We start from the raw sequence: 14,457 nt of genomic DNA, 5'->3' as shown, positions 1-14,457 counted from the left end.
CGGGGACCGCCCGGAACCGGCGTCCGGGCCGCTACGGCAGCAGCCGGGGCCCCTTCCGGGCGGCCAGGTCCTCGGCCCAGCCGAACAGGGGGATCGCGATCCCGATCAGCACCCAGCCGACGGCGAACATGAACCACTGGCTCTCCAAGGGCAGCCATTTCTCGAAGGCCGGCACCTTCCAGAACTGGTCGATCAGCGGAACGGCCAGGACCAGCGCGATCTCGTGCCAGAGGTAGATCGTCACCGCGCGCGCGTTGAAGACCGTCACCGTGCGGTCGAGCCGCCCGAAGCGGGCGAGCCAGGCGAGGTCGACGTCGCGGTACGCCTTGAAGTACAGGAGCAGCAGCACGAAGCCCGCCGACCAGAAGGCCTGGGCGAGGGGGATCTCGTCGAGGTCGTACGTGCCGAACTCCGAGCGGTGCGCGAGGGCGTACCAGCCGCCGTACGCGAGGGCGGCCAGCGAGGCGGGGACCACCGCGGCCAGCCTCAGGCGCCGGAGCACCCCCTCGCGGTGGGCGAAGCCGACGAGCCAGCAGAAGAGGTAGGTGGCGAGGTCCGTGAGGGCGCTGCCGAAGCGGTCGTCCGGCGGCTGCCAGCCGTACTGGAGGACCACGATCGGGACGAGCGAGACGAGCAGCACCGGGACCGGGGCCTTGCGGAAGACCTTCAGCAGCGGGGGCGAGAGCAGCACGAACCAGAGGTACGCGCGCAGGTACCAGAGGATCTCCCAGGCCTGCGCGCCCCACGCGTCGCCCGGGGGGTCCCCGAGCGGGACGACCCAGAACACGATCTGCCAGCCCGGCATCCAGCCGTGGATCATCATCGCCAGCACGACGAGGGAACCCCAGAGCCAGAACGGCGGCAGCAGGCGTCGCATCCGGCTCCGGACCACCCCGATCGCGGGACGCTCCAGGGACTTGGCCATCAGCGTGCCGGCGAGCGCGAACATCACGCCCATCGACGGGAAGACCAGTCCCGCCCAGGCCCAGCCGAAGGTGTGGTACGTGACGACACGGACCAGGGCGACGGCGCGCAGGGCGTCGAAGTAGCGGTCCCGGGCGCCTCCCGCTCCCTTCTCGGGGGAAGGGGGCGGGGACGGGACCGGGGCCGGGACCGGGACCGGCCCGGTCGTCTCAGCCGCCTCCACCTCCGCCGTCTCCGCCGGGGCGGGTTCCTCCGGCCCGGGAACGTACTGGTACTGCCACTGCTCCTCGTACGGCCCCGGCTGCCCGTACTCCGTCGGCTGCCCGTAGGAAACCGGCTGCCCGTACGACAGGGACTGGCCGTACGGGAGCCCGTGCCCGGGGTCGTACCCGTACGCGGAGCCGTACCCGTACCCGCCGTCGTACCCCTGCCCCTGCTGTTCCGCGCCCCAGCTCATCTAGCTCACTCCTGCCGGGGTCCCGACCTCGCCCGTGCGCTTGAGCTTCTGCCAGCGGAGGCGGCCGCCGGTCAGAGCCGTGACGCAGGAGTGGATCAGGACCAGGTACATCATCTGGCGGTAGGCGAGTTGCTGCAGCGGCAGCATCGCGAGGTAGCGATACTTCTCCCGGTCGAGCCGGAAGGCGTAGGCGGCGCAGACCAGTTGGACCGCGAGGACGGCCAGCCAGGCGAGCAGCGCGGCCCGGAAGTCGATGAAGACCATCGAGTAGGCGGTGAACACGTCGATGAGCGGCGCGAAGACCGGCGTGACGATCTGGAAGAGCACCACCAGGGGCATGCCCACGCGCCCGAACCGGCCCGAAGACCCCCTGTCCGTGAGGGACTTGCGGTGCTTCCACAGCGCCTGCATGGTGCCGTACGACCAGCGGTAGCGCTGCGACCAGAGCTGCTTGAGCGAACCGGGCGCCTCCGTCCAGGCCTTGGCGTGCTCCTGGTAGACGACCCGCCATCCCGCGCGGTGCATGGCGATGGTGATGTCGGTGTCCTCGGCGAGGGTGTCCTCGCTCATGCCGCCGGCCTCCAGCACGGCGTCCCTGCGGAACGCGCCGATCGCGCCCGGGATGGTGGGCATGCAGCGCAGCAGGTCGTACATGCGGCGGTCGAGGTTGAAGCCCATCACGTACTCGATGTGCTGCCAGGCGCCGATCACGGTGTCGCGGTTGCCGACCTTGGCGTTGCCCGCGACCGCCCCGATCTCCGGGTCGGCGAAGGGCTGGACGAGCTGGTGCACGGCGTCCGGTTCGAAGACGGTGTCGCCGTCCATCATCACGACGATGTCGTGACGGGCGTTGCGGACGCCGTTGTTGAGCGCGGCGGGCTTGCCCGCGTTCTCCTGCCTGATGACCCGGACGTTCGGCATGCCGAGCGATTCGGCGATCTCGGCCGTGCCGTCCTCGGAACCGTCGTCGACCACGATGATCTCGATCGGGTGCGTGCTCGTGGCGAGCGACTTCAGGGTGTTGGCGATGCATTCCTTCTCGTTGTACGCGGGCACGATCACGGTCACCGGCCGGGTGACCGTCGGCCCCCAGCTGAACGGGCCTCCCCGGCCGCGCCCGCGGTTGCGCTGCCGGTGGTGACGGCGGGCGAGGACCAGCATCATCGCGAACCGGCCCATGACGGCGACGCCGACGACGACGAGGAACCAGGACAGCGCCGGTACGACCCATTCGGCGAACGCCACGGCGTAGACGAGCGCCCTGCCCTCGTAGAGGGTCGCGCCGGTGGCCTTCCGCTGGGCGGCCTGCGCGGCACCGCTCGCGTCCGCCCCGGCACCGGCACCGGCGGCCGCGTCCGCCTGCCGCCCCGGAACCTGACGCGCCCCTGCGGTTCCCCCTGTGCCGCGTGCCCCGGTCGTGGCCGCGGCCGCGGCCCGGTCCAGCTCGGCCCGGGCACCGCTGACGGTGGTGAAGGTGTAGCCCTTCGCCTTCATCTTCTTGATGTAGGCGCCGAGCGCCGCGACCGTCTGCGAGCGGTCGCCGCCGGCGTCGTGCATGAGGACGATGGCGCCCTGGCCGTTCTTCGGCGTCGCCCACCGGACGATCTTCGAGACGCCCGGCTTCTTCCAGTCGTCGCTGTCGGTGTCGACGAAGACGCTGGTGTAGCCGAGGCCGCCGAGCTCCTCGTAGACCGGCCAGCTGTAGTTGTCGACGGCGCTGATCTCCGACGAGTACGGGGCGCGGAACAGCGTGGTGGTGACACCGGCCGCACCCGCGAGGGCCAGCTGCGTCTGCTTCAGCTCGCGCCGGAGGCGCGCGGTGCTCTGGTAGGAGAGGTCGACGTGGGTGAAGGTGTGGATGCCGACCTCGTTGCCCTGGTCCACCAGGGTCTTCACCACGTCCGGGTAGCGGGAGACCATCGAGCCGACCATGAAGAAGGTGCCCTGGACGCCGTTCTCCTCCAGGACCTCGAGGACCTGGGGCGTCCAGTTCGCGGTCGGGCCGTCGTCGAAGGTCAGCACGATGGTCTTCTTCGGCACGGACTGCGTCTTCGCGGTGCCGTCGGCGAACGTCAGGATGGGCCCGCCGTCGAGGATCTTCCGGGGGACCTCGTCGTAGGCCGCGCCGTCGCGCACCCGGGCGTCGTTTCCGATCTCGGAGCGCAGATAGCCGTCGAGCAGCATCACGCTGACGAGCGCCAGCAGGAGGAGCAGGGCGAGGACGACACGGGGTTTCTGCAGCGCCGCGGCCCGGCCGGCGGCCCGCTCCATCCTGGAGGGGGCGCGCCGTCGGCCGCGCGCGGGTTTCGTCGTGTTCATGAGAGTGTCCGCGCCCCCGTCAGCCGGTGCCGGTGGAGGCCGACGCCCCGGCGGTCGTCGTGGGGGCGGAGGAGGCCGCGGACCCGGTGGACGGATCCGAGGACGGGGCACCGGTGGCCCCCTGGCCCGGGGCGCCGGGGGTGATTCCGCCCTGCCGCCCGTAGGGGCCCCCGCCGGGCGCCGATCCGGCCCGGCCGCCGTCGAAGGGGAGGAGCGAGGACGGTGTCAGCGAGGTGCCCCAGCCCATGAAGGCCATGCCGAGCACGACCGCGTAGCCGAGGCAGCCGACGCCGACGAGCATGCCGATTCTGCTCAGCAGGCGGGCTCTGCGCCCGGAGTTGTCGACGAACACGGGGCCGTCCGCGGCCCCGCCGCCGCGCTTGCGGCGGTGGCCACGCACGGGGGCACGGTTTTCGGTGGCGGACTCGGATTGCATTCCCCGGACGGTAGGACGCGTTTATGTGTCAGAAACTCCGGATTCCGTGTGAGCGACCCATGAGGGGCGCCCCAGCCTGTAGTTTCTCTATGAGAATCAGGAAATGCCCGCGCGGCTCGGACCCGATGGACATGAGAGAAATGCACCGTTTCAGAGTCCATATCATCCCGTTTGTCGGTATTTTCTCCCACGGTTTCCCTGCGTGATGCCCGTTCGGCGATCCGCTCCGGATGTGACACATTCCCAGTCGGGAAACGGGCTTTTGTTTCCGTCCTGAGACAGACATCACGAGACGTCACGAGAGCGGGTGCGCGCACGATGCGGAGTTTCCTGAAACCGGCCGCGGGGGTTCTCTGTCTGGTGGCCCTGGCCTGCGCGGGGTGCTCCTCGGGCGGCGACGCCTCGGACCCGGCGTCCGCGCGACCCGGCCGGACGACGGCAGCGGCGGCGTCACCGGACCCGGGCACGACGAGGTCGTCGGCCACCTCGTACGCCCCGTACGTGAGCGCCACGACCGCCGCCGACACCGACTCGGCGGGATCGCCGACCACCTACAACCTGGCCTTCGTGATCTCGGACGGCAGCGGCTGCACACCGACGTGGGACGGCGTGTCCGCGATCGGCGACACCGCCGTGAAGTCCCGGATATCGGCGCTCCGGAAGTCCGGCGCGCGCGTGCGGGTGTCGTTCGGCGGCGCGTCCGGCGAGGAACTCGCGTCGACGTGCGACAGCGCGGCCGACCTCGCCGCGGCCTACGGCGCGGCGCTGGACGCCGCCGGATCCACACAGGCCGACTTCGACGTCGAGGGCGACCGGTTGGGCGACTCCGACTCGGTCGCGCTGCGCTCCGAGGCCATCGCGCTGCTCCAGAGGAAGCGGCCCGGGCTGACGGTGTCCTTCACCCTGCCCGTGATGCCGTCCGGACTCGACGCCGAGGGCCTCGCCCTCCTGGAGTCCGCCAACGACCACTCCGTGGACGTCTCCACGGTCAACATCATGACCATGAACTACGGCAGTTCGTACGCCGGCGACATGGGCGACTACGCGATCACGTCCGCCGAGAAGGCCCACGACCAGCTGAAGAAGGTGTTCGGGCTGTCGGGCGCCGACGCCTGGCAGGGGCTCGCGCTCACCTCGATGATCGGCGTCAACGACGTGGACCACGAGACGTTCGGGCTCGCGGACGCGGCGCAGGTGCGGGAGTTCGCCGAGGAGAAGGGGGTGGCCTGGGTGTCGATGTGGTCGACGTTCCGGGACCGGCAGTGCGAGAAGGGCAACGCCGCGGCGGACGACGCGGCGACCGACTGCAGCGGGGTGAAGCAGAGCGCGGGGGCGTTCGCGAAGGCGTTCGCGGGCTGACCGGACGGCACACGTGCGGCAGGGGTCCGGGCGCCGGTGAAGGCGTTCCCGGACCGAGCCCGTGAGGCGCGGCCCGGTGTCCGCGAAGGCGCCCCCGGGACCGAGCCCGTGAGACGTGGCCCGATGTCCGCGAAGGCGCCCCGGGATCGAACAGGCGAGGCACTCCCTGGACGTCCGCAACGGCGCTCCCGGACCGAGCCCGTGAGACGTGGCCCGGTGTCCACCAAGGCCTCCCCGGGACCAAGCAGGCGAGGCACGCCCCGGACGTCCGCGACGGCGTCCCGGGGACCGAACCGGTGAGGCACGCCCCGGACGTCCGCGACGGCGTCCCAGGACCGAGCCCGTGAGGCGTGTCGCGGTCAGCGGCCGCGGTAGACCAGGCGTCCGCCGATCACGGTCGCCACGCAGGTCCCCGCACCGCGCCGGACCAGTTCGGCGCGGTCCGCGACGTCGAACACGGCGAACCGGGCGGGACCGCCCGGGACCAGCCCCGGCAGCAGGACCAGCGGGACCGGGGACAGCGCCGCCGGACCCGGCAGCCGGTCCGGCCGCCGGCCCACCGCGAGTCCGGACCTGCGCACCGCGTCGACCACCGCTCGCGACCGCAGCTCCCCGGCCACCGCCACCGTGCCGTGCGCCAGCATCCGCTGGACCCCGCGCCGGGCGCTCGCGCCGAGGCGCGCGGGGTCGGCGCGGAAGATCGCCCGGGCCCGCTCCCCTCCGACGGGCTCGGTGCCGAGGGTGTCGGCCTCGCGCGGGTCGGGGTGGTACGTGGCTTCCAGGAGCTCCGGGCCGTACGGGTTCAGCAGTCCCGGCGTCAGGACGCCGGGCCAGCGCCGCACCCTCGCGCGCGGGTGGGCGGCGGCCAGCTCCTCGTACGGGCCGACGGCGGCGACGGCCGCCCCGTCGACCAGGACCGCCGTCCCGGGCGACTGTTCGGCGACGTGAAGTGTCAGCACGGCGCGGCTAGTTGGAGGCCAGCAGCTTCAGCTCGGGGTGCGCCGTGCCGCCCTCGATCGCGGTCGAGGAGATGTGGGACATGACGCGCTCGTCGACCGGGTCGTTCGCCGGGTCGTCGTGGACGACGATGTGCTCGTACGTCGTGGTCCGCTGGGCCGGGACGCGGTCCGCCTTGCGGATCAGGTCGATGATCTCCAGACGGTTGGAGCGGTGTTTGGCGCCGGCGGAGGAGACGACGTTCTCCTCCAGCATGATCGAGCCGAGGTCGTCCGCGCCGTAGTGCAGGGAGAGCTGGCCGACCTCCTTGCCGGTGGTCAGCCAGGAGCCCTGGATGTGGGCCACGTTGTCGAGGAAGAGGCGGGCGATCGCGATCATCCGCAGGTACTCGAAGAGCGTCGCCTGCGTACGGCCCTTCAGGTGGTTGTTCTCGGGCTGGTAGGTGTACGGGATGAAGGCGCGGAAGCCGCCCGTGCGGTCCTGTACGTCGCGGATCATCCGCAGGTGCTCGATGCGCTCGGCGTTGGTCTCGCCGGTACCCATCAGCATGGTGGACGTCGACTCGACCCCCAGCCCGTGGGCGATCTCCATGATCTCCAGCCACCGCTCGCCGCTCTCCTTGAGCGGGGCGATCGCCTTGCGCGGGCGGGCGGGGAGCAGCTCGGCGCCGGCGCCGGCGAACGAGTCCAGACCGGCCGCGTGGATGCGGGTGATCGCCTCCTCCACCGACACCTTGGAGATCCGGGCCATGTGCTCGACCTCGGAGGCGCCGAGGGAGTGGATGACCAGCTCGGGGTACGCGCCCTTGATCGCGGCGAAGTGCTTCTCGTAGTACTCGACGCCGTAGTCCGGGTGGTGCCCGCCCTGGAACATGATCTGCGTGCCGCCGAGCTCGACGGTCTCCGCGCAGCGGCGCAGGATGTCGTCGAGGTCGCGCGTCCAGCCCTTGGCGGTGTCCTTGGGGGCCGCGTAGAAGGCGCAGAACTTGCACGCCGTGACGCACACGTTCGTGTAGTTGATGTTGCGCTCGATGATGTACGTCGCGATGTGCTCGGTACCCGCGTACCTGCGGCGGCGCACTGCGTCGGCGGCGGCGCCGAGCGCGTGCAGCGGGGCGTCGCGGTAGAGGACGAGCGCCTCCTCCGGAGTGATCCGCCCACCCTCGGCGGCACGGTCCAGCACGGACTGAAGGTCGGCCTTCTCGGTCACCGGGAGCGTCCCTTTCGTAAGGGTTGTGGACAGACCCAACCACCCTACGCCAGGCCACCGCACCGGCCGACGCCAGGCCCACCGGCCGCGTCAGGCCGCGTAGGCGCCGATCAGGAGTCCCACGTAGGCCCCCGCGATCAGGAACGGCCCGAACGGGATCGACGTCCTGCGCCCCGCGCGCCGCGCGATCACCAGCGCCGCCCCGTACAGCCCGCCGAACAGGAACCCGGCGAAGGTCCCGAGGACGACCACGCTCCACCCGTACCAGCCGAGCACCGCGCCGAGGCCGAGGGCCAGTTTCACGTCGCCGAAGCCCATGCCGTTCGGGTTGATGAGGAACAGCACGAAGTACGCGCCCCCGAGCGCGAGCGCCCCGAACAGCGCCGCCGTCCACTCCCCCGCGTGCTCGGGCAGCGCGGCGGCCAACCCGAGCAGCAGCAGCGCCGCCGCCGCGAGCGGCAGGGTCAGCGCGTCCGGCAGCCGCTGGACCCGGAAGTCCACCACGGCGAGCAGGACGCCGAGCGGCGCCAGCAGCAGCCAGACCCCCAACTCCGGACGCGTACCGGTCGCGAGGGCGAGCCCGGCGCAGAGCAGGGCGGTGACCGGCGGGACGAGCAGGACGCTCGGGCCGTAGCGGGTTCCGCCCGGGGAACGGGCGGGCCCCAGCCACCCGCGCGCGACCCCGGTGATCGGCTGCCCCTCGGGGCAGCGGTCCCGCCACGGCTCGTCCGGGTCGACGGCGAAGCGGTACGCGGGTCGGGGCACCAGGAGCCCCGCCGCCGCGCCCCAGAGTGCGGCGGCGGCGGTGAGCCAGAGATCGAGATCCACGCTTTCCCCCAGGACGAGTCCGGTTACGACAACCGCGGCGACGGTCACGACGCCCGCCTCACGGCCGCCGGTTGCGGACGACGGTACGAGTACGGCCGGCCGTCGGCACGGGTTCCGCCGACGGCCGGTACGCGCTCCACCGGCATCCGACGATGATCTTGTCGGCGGCCGGTACGCGTTCCACCGGCTGCCGGTACGAGCCCGACCGGCCGCTGGCACGGGTACGGGTACGGCCGGCCGTCGGTACAGGTTCGACCGGGACCGTCGCGGATCCGGTAGCGGTGCGGATCCGACGGCCAGGCCGGTCCAGTGACCGGGACGGATCCGGCGGCCGGGCGGTCCGACAGCCGGGACGGATCCGGCGGCCGGGCGGTCCGACAGCCAGACCGGTCCGGTAGCCAGACCGGTCCGACAGCCGGGACGGATCCGGTGGCCGGGCGGTCCGGTGGCCGGGCGGTCCGGCGGCCAGGCCAGTCCGACAACCGGGACGGATCCGGTGGCCGGGCGGTCCAGTGGCCGGACCGGCCCGTCGGCCGGACCGGTCCGGTGACCGGATCGGTGGTCGTCAGCTCACCGCCGCCGCACCGCTCCGCCAGGTCGGCAGCAGTTCGTCGAGCAGCGCCTCCGTCCGGGGCGGCAGCCCCCGCGCCCCGCTGCGGGCCACCAGGTCCGCGGCGAGCCGCTTCACCTCGTCCTCGTCCCCCGTCGCATGGGTCGCGCGCAGCAGTTCGTTCCACAGCCGCTCGTCCGTCGGCGCCGAGTTCATCGACGCGTTCAGTGCCTCGATCGCCTTCTCCGCCCGCCCCTTCTCCAGGTGGAACGCGGAGAGCGCGAGGCCGATGTCCGCCACGAGCAGCGGCAGCCGGGCGTCGATGATCTCGTGGGTGAGCCAGCCGTAACGCCCCTCGGGACGGTCGGCGAGCAGCGGACCGCGGACGAGGACGAGCGCGTCGGTGAGCAACCGCCCGCGGACCACCCGGCTGTCGACGCCCTTGCCCTGCGTCGCCTCGTGGTAGAGCGAGCGCAGCACGTCCAGGTCGGAGACGACCGACTTGGCGAGCGTGAGCCGTCCGGTCGCGTCGGTGCCGAGCCGGGACGTGCCGTCGGGGTCGTCGCCGAGCCAGCCGCGCAGCCGCTCGACGAGCGCGTCCCGCACGTCGTCGGTGACACCGCGCGGCCACAGCGCGGAGGACAGCACGCGCGGGTGCACCCCTTCGCGGTGCAGCAGGAGCAGCGCCAGCGCCTCGTGCAGCAGCGGACTGCGTTCGCCTTCGGGCGTCTCCAGGCCGATGATCTCGTACGAGCCCACGAGCCGGGCGTACACGGCGGGCCGCCCCTGCTCGCTGATGTCGACGAGGAACGGCGGGGGGTCGTTCGGCCCGTCGGGCCCGCCCTCCGGGTCCGCCTCCACGAAGAGCTCCACGACCGCCCGCTGCTGGGCGGCCGGCAGCGTCTGCGCGTCGAGTTCGAGACCGAGGAGGGGCGCGAGCAGCTTGCCCTCGCCGGTGATCTCCATCTCCCAGGCCGCGCCCGGCAGTTCGCCGGACTCGGTGCCGACGAGACAGCCGATCCCCAACCGCGCGGCGTCGGAGGCGAGTTCGGCGAGCCGGAGGGCGTCGGCGGAGGACGGTTCGGTGGCGAGGAGGACGAGGTGCGGGGCCCAACGGGTGTGCTGGGCCGGCCCGGTGCGGCCGGTGAGCACGGAGTCGTGTCCGGCGGCGCCCAGCGCGCCGCGCCGCTGCCGCGTCTCGGCCTCCAGGGTCTCCACGAGCGCCTCGACGTCGTCGAGGTGGCGCAGCCGGTTGGGCGCGAGCGGGGTCAGGCCCTCGCCGAAGCCGACGAGGGTGATCGTCATGCGGTCCGACCAGCCGTTGGTGGCCAGTTCGGCGGCGACGGAGGCGAGGACGCCCGCGCGGTCGGCCGCGCTTCCGCTCAGGGAGACGATGCCGGGCACGGCCTCCAGGTTGAGCAGGAGCCGTGAGTCGTCCATGGTGCCGAGGCTGACGAGGCCCGGGTAGGGGGCGGCGGTGTCGGCCTCCTCGTACCGCTCGGCGTCCGCGCGCGCCAGCATCCAGAACGTCTGGTCCTGGCCGAGCTGCCACGGCGCGGGCGGCTTCCCGGCCGGCTGGGCGAGCTGGAGGTGCAGATCGCCGTCGCCGCCGAGCCAGGCCGCGTAGACGGTCGGCAGCGGGCGCGACTCGGCGGCGAGGGAGGCGGCGAGTCCGCGCAGCGACAGGTCGAGGAGGCGTACGCCCTCGGGGTCGGCGCCGACGAGCAGCGCGTCCTGGGCGTCCGCGGCGGATCCGGTGGGAACCGGCGGCTCCGTGCCGCGCCGCCCGCCGACGGCGCCGAGCGCCGACTGCCACAGGGCCTGGCGGCGGCGCCGGCCGAGGGCGCCGAGGAGGCCCGCGGCGAGGAGGGGGGCGCCGACGAGGGCCTCGGGCAGCCCGAAGCCGCTCCCGTCGGAGGCCGTGTGCGCCCCCTGTCCGTGGCGCGGGTCCGCGGAGACCTCCCCGGAGGGGGCGTGCTCGTGTTCCTGTCCGTGGTCACCGCCGACGCGCTGCTGGGGCACGCGGAAGTGCCCGGTGTCCCGGTCGACCTGGTCGTTCCGGTCGCTCTGCCGTCCGGCGCCGCCGCCCTGCTCGCCGTCGGCCTGCCGGTGGTCGCCGGTCCTCGCGTAGTCGTGGATCTGCTGCTGGACCTGCTCCGGGATCCCGGGCTTCGCGTCGGGCATCTCGACGAGCTCGCCGCCGTGGGCGTCGCCGGGCATCTCCATGATCCAGCCGGGCCGGATGAGACTGGCCTCGGACAGCTTGGACCCGTCGGGCTGCGTACGGTCCTTGTTGAGCTCGTAGATCTCCTTGTACCGGCGCCCGTCGCCGAGGTGGCGCTGCGCGATCTCCCAGAGGGAGTCGTGGTGACGGCCCTCGGGGGGCTGGATCCGGTAGTACTTCGTGTCGCCGTGCCGGGCGGAGGCGCCGCCGTCCGGCCGGGAGGCGGCCCGGGAGGCGGCGGCGTCGGCCTGCTCGGCGACCGCCGCGGCGGCGTCGGCGGCGGCCTGTTCCTGCTGCTGCCCGATCAGCCCGCCCGGGGTCTGCCGGGCGGCCGCAACGACGGAGCCGTGCCGGTCGCCCTCGGGGCCCTGGCCGAGCTGGGAGAGGCCCGGTGCGAAACTCGCGGCGGCCGCGCCGACGAGCAGGAGCGCCGCGACGAGCTGACGGGCGAGCAACTGGCTCGGCCCGGCGCCCGGTACGCGGTTCGGCAGCCCGACGCCCGAGAGCGCGGCCTTCATCTCGACGAGGACGCACGCGGTGAACTGCGCCCACGCGAACCACACGAGGACCGTCAGGACGTGGACGAACGTGCCGACGGTGATCTCCTGCTGGAGCCAGTCCAGCGAGGGCGCCCCGTGCGGCAGCGGCCAGCCCACTTCGACCACCAGCGCGCCGGGCACGCCGACGAGCAGCACCAGCAGGGCGACGAACGCCCCGAACGCCTTCACGAAGTCCCCGAACGTCCGACGACGCCGGGGCAGGGGCTGCGGCGTCCGGTTCCTCGGACCCGGCGAGCCGCCCGTCGGACTGGAGTTGGTGCGTCGCGCCATGGCGGTGTCCTGGGGTCGTATGGGGAGGATGTGGGTTCGGGGGTGGACCGAGCCTACTGAGAGTCTAGGGAGGGTGTCGAAGGCCGGACAGGGGCCAGTCGGAGCAAACGTCCGTTTCGTCACCGCCCGTCCGCCGGAGCCGAGTTGCCGCCTCCACCGGCGCGCGTCCGCCCCGCTTCCCCCCCTCCCCCGGCACGTCGACGGACACCGTCGGCCCGGGCCGCCGCCCCCTCCATCCGCACATCCGCGACCGGATCCGAACGAAAAAAAGACCCTGCCCCGAGGATTCGGGACAGGGTCTTCATGGAGCGCCGGGCAGGCCTTGCACCTGCATTTCCCCGCAGGAAGCGGGGCGTCTTTCCTTGGACCACCAACGCGTGATCGACCGGAGCGACTTCCTCCGACCGGCTCAAGATCGATACTATCAGACCATCGGCACGGCGGGCCCCTCGCCGGGAACGCCCGAGGAACCCGCCGCCCGCCTCAGGCCTGAGAGACCCGCCACCCGCCTCAGGCGCGAGACGGACACGCCCGATCGCTGCCTGGCGTCATGGTCACCACAGGTTCCACTTCTGCTCGGGGTTGGTGCTCACGTCCTCGCAGGTCCACTGAATGGCCTCGATCGCGTTCGACTGACTGGCGCTGGGGATGGCGAGGCAGAGGTTGCTCTCCTTGTTCCTCAACCGGTAGGCGCTGCCGTAGATCCACTGCTGCTCGGTGCCACCGTTGCAGGTCCACTCGATCGCCTTCGCGCCCGTGGTGTGACTCGCGCCGCCTATCGCCAGACACCTGTTGCCCGCGATGTTCCGGATGGTGTACGTGGCCGTCGCTCCCGGAACCAGGATGAACAGCCACTGCTGGTCCTCGTCCAGCTCCCCCCGGGGGGGGCAGGTCGCAGGTGTACTGGATGGCGGCCGTTCCGTTCGGCGCGGAGCTGCCGCCGGCACCAAATCCGGGACGCCGCCTTGCCGAATTCCGGCGGGACTTCCGGGACAAGACTGTCGGACCGGCGCCCGGTCGGCGTTATCGCTCGATGAACAGTTCGCCGGGCTTTGTTGGCATCGCGTCCACAGCCGGCGACCCGGAGCGCCACCCCTCCGGAGCCCTGGGACGCGCAGAGCCACACGCCTGTCACCGACGGTGGATCAAGTCGCCCGGATCAGAACGGGCGGTCGCGTAATCTGCCCCCGAGCGAGTCACCTTCCACGGGCACGCCGAGAGGGGAAGCCGATGGCACTGAGGCGTGACCCGACAGCCCGTCAGACGCGTCTGGCGGTCGAGCTGCGCCGGCTCCGTGAAGCGGCGGGACTCACGTCGCGGGAAGCGGCCACACTGCTCGGAGTGAGCCCCGCGCAGATCAGCCAGATCGAAGCCGGTCTCGCGGGCGTGAGCGAGAAGAGGCTGCGCCGGCTCGCGGCGCAGTACGTCTGCACGGACGAGGAGTTCGTGGACGCCCTGGTCGCCATGGCCACCGACCGGACGCGCGGCTGGTGGGAGCAGTACCGCGGTCTGCTGCCCACACCGTTCCTCGACCTCGCCGAACTGGAGCACCACGCGACGTTCCTGCGGGACGTCCAGTTCCTCCACGTGCCCGGACTCCTCCAGACGGAGCGGTACGCGCACGCGGTCTTCTCCTACCGCGTACCCGAACTTCCGCCCGAGGAAGTCGAGTTGCGCGTCCGGCACCGGATGCGGCGCAAGGCGCTGCTCGAAGGCCCCGCCCCCAAGCGGTACGACGGCGTCGTCCACGAGGCGGCACTGCGCATCATGGCCGGCAGCCGCGCCACCTCCAGGGACCAGCTCGCCCACGTGCTCGCCCTCTCCGAGGCCGAGCACATCACCGTGCGCGTCATCCCCTTCGACCTGGAGGGCTTCGGCGGCGCCACGAGCGCCATGACGTACGCGGGAGGCTTCACCCCCAAGCTGGACACCGTCCTGCGCGACGCCCCCCAGGGCGCCGCCTTCATCGACTCCGAGGCCCAACTCAACGCCTACCGCACGCTCTTCCATAAAGTCGAGGAAGTGTCGCTGGACGCCGACCGGTCCCGCGACTTCATCCACAGGTTGACGAAGGAGCTGTGAGTGGCACCCATGACCACCCCCGACAACTGGCAGAAGTCGTCCTACTCGGGGCCCGGTGACGGCGACTCCTGTGTCGAGCTCGCCTCCTCCCCCACCGCGCTGCACCTCCGCGAGTCCGACGACCCCGGCATCGTCCTCACCACCACCCCGGCCCCCGTCGGCCACCTCCTCCACGCCATACGCGCCGGGGCCGTCACCGCGCCCCGCACGTAACAACCCCTCGACGAAGCCCTGTTCGGCGTTCCACTCGCAACGATCAGCGCGATACGTTCACACGTACGT

The 14,457-nt window shown here is 72.3% G+C and carries 11 protein-coding genes; 3 read left to right on the top strand and 8 right to left on the bottom strand.

Going from position 1 to position 14,457, the window contains the following annotated elements; genetic code table 11:
• Window positions 1–31 precede the first annotated feature (31 nt).
• The 3 genes from ACICHK_RS23110 to ACICHK_RS23100 are packed head-to-tail and all read right to left on the bottom strand — an operon-like array spanning window position 32 to window position 4,136.
• Window positions 32–1,381 (bottom strand): acyltransferase, encoded by a 1,350-nt coding sequence (locus tag ACICHK_RS23110; protein ID WP_406838392.1) that lies wholly within the window; start codon window positions 1,379–1,381, stop codon window positions 32–34.
• Window positions 1,382–3,700 carry a bifunctional polysaccharide deacetylase/glycosyltransferase family 2 protein gene (locus tag ACICHK_RS23105; protein ID WP_406838391.1) on the bottom strand — a complete coding sequence of 773 codons (2,319 nt, stop codon included), beginning with the start codon at window positions 3,698–3,700 and terminating at the stop codon, window positions 1,382–1,384.
• Window positions 3,701–3,719: 19 nt separating this feature from the next.
• Window positions 3,720–4,136, bottom strand: a complete 417-nt coding sequence (locus tag ACICHK_RS23100; protein ID WP_406838390.1) for a hypothetical protein — start codon at window positions 4,134–4,136, stop codon at window positions 3,720–3,722.
• Between the two features lie 318 nt (window positions 4,137–4,454).
• On the opposite strand from ACICHK_RS23100, the gene ACICHK_RS23095 reads away from it, so the two are divergent.
• On the top strand, window positions 4,455–5,495 hold the full coding sequence (locus ACICHK_RS23095; protein WP_406838389.1) for a chitinase: 1,041 nt from the start codon (window positions 4,455–4,457) through the stop codon (window positions 5,493–5,495).
• A 359-nt stretch (window positions 5,496–5,854) separates the two neighbouring features.
• Here ACICHK_RS23095 and ACICHK_RS23090 read toward each other — a convergent pair whose 3' ends face one another.
• The 5 genes from ACICHK_RS23090 to ACICHK_RS23070 all read right to left on the bottom strand — a co-directional run bounded on the left by ACICHK_RS23090 (window position 5,855) and on the right by ACICHK_RS23070 (window position 13,040).
• Window positions 5,855–6,454: an imidazolonepropionase-like domain-containing protein gene (locus tag ACICHK_RS23090; RefSeq protein ID WP_406838388.1), complete on the bottom strand. Its 600-nt coding sequence runs from the start codon at window positions 6,452–6,454 to the stop codon at window positions 5,855–5,857.
• Between the two features lie 7 nt (window positions 6,455–6,461).
• Window positions 6,462–7,661 carry a cyclic dehypoxanthinyl futalosine synthase gene (mqnC, locus tag ACICHK_RS23085; protein WP_151470681.1) on the bottom strand — a complete coding sequence of 400 codons (1,200 nt, stop codon included), beginning with the start codon at window positions 7,659–7,661 and terminating at the stop codon, window positions 6,462–6,464.
• Between the two features lie 90 nt (window positions 7,662–7,751).
• Window positions 7,752–8,489 (bottom strand): prepilin peptidase, encoded by a 738-nt coding sequence (locus ACICHK_RS23080; RefSeq protein WP_406838387.1) that lies wholly within the window; start codon window positions 8,487–8,489, stop codon window positions 7,752–7,754.
• 565 nt (window positions 8,490–9,054) lie between these two features.
• Entirely contained in the window at window positions 9,055–12,093 is a 3,039-nt protein-coding gene (locus tag ACICHK_RS23075; RefSeq protein WP_406838386.1) for a BTAD domain-containing putative transcriptional regulator, read from the bottom strand.
• 554 nt (window positions 12,094–12,647) lie between these two features.
• On the bottom strand, window positions 12,648–13,040 hold the full coding sequence (locus ACICHK_RS23070) for an RICIN domain-containing protein (RefSeq protein ID WP_406838385.1): 393 nt from the start codon (window positions 13,038–13,040) through the stop codon (window positions 12,648–12,650).
• Window positions 13,041–13,323: 283 nt separating this feature from the next.
• On the opposite strand from ACICHK_RS23070, the gene ACICHK_RS23065 reads away from it, so the two are divergent.
• Window positions 13,324–14,175 (top strand): helix-turn-helix domain-containing protein, encoded by an 852-nt coding sequence (locus ACICHK_RS23065; RefSeq protein WP_406838384.1) that lies wholly within the window; start codon window positions 13,324–13,326, stop codon window positions 14,173–14,175.
• 9 nt (window positions 14,176–14,184) lie between these two features.
• Window positions 14,185–14,388 (top strand): DUF397 domain-containing protein, encoded by a 204-nt coding sequence (locus ACICHK_RS23060; RefSeq protein ID WP_406841294.1) that lies wholly within the window; start codon window positions 14,185–14,187, stop codon window positions 14,386–14,388.
• Window positions 14,389–14,457 lie beyond the last annotated feature (69 nt).

Origin of the sequence: Streptomyces sp. AHU1 (assembly GCF_045343905.1) — a bacterium.
Taxonomy (GTDB): domain Bacteria; phylum Actinomycetota; class Actinomycetes; order Streptomycetales; family Streptomycetaceae; genus Streptomyces; species Streptomyces triticiradicis.
This window is presented reverse-complemented; position numbering and strand designations above follow the sequence as displayed.

Excerpts from the sequence above, each read along its gene's own strand:
- ACICHK_RS23110 (WP_406838392.1), bottom strand. The coding sequence starts at position 1,381 with ATGAGCTGGGGCGCGGAACAGCAGGGGCAGGGGTACGACGGCGGGTAC.
- ACICHK_RS23105 (WP_406838391.1), bottom strand. The coding sequence starts at position 3,700 with ATGAACACGACGAAACCCGCGCGCGGCCGACGGCGCGCCCCCTCCAGG.
- ACICHK_RS23100 (WP_406838390.1), bottom strand. The coding sequence starts at position 4,136 with ATGCAATCCGAGTCCGCCACCGAAAACCGTGCCCCCGTGCGTGGCCAC.
- ACICHK_RS23095 (WP_406838389.1), top strand. The coding sequence starts at position 4,455 with ATGCGGAGTTTCCTGAAACCGGCCGCGGGGGTTCTCTGTCTGGTGGCC.
- ACICHK_RS23075 (WP_406838386.1), bottom strand. The coding sequence starts at position 12,093 with ATGGCGCGACGCACCAACTCCAGTCCGACGGGCGGCTCGCCGGGTCCG.
- ACICHK_RS23065 (WP_406838384.1), top strand. The coding sequence starts at position 13,324 with ATGGCACTGAGGCGTGACCCGACAGCCCGTCAGACGCGTCTGGCGGTC.
- ACICHK_RS23060 (WP_406841294.1), top strand. The coding sequence starts at position 14,185 with ATGACCACCCCCGACAACTGGCAGAAGTCGTCCTACTCGGGGCCCGGT.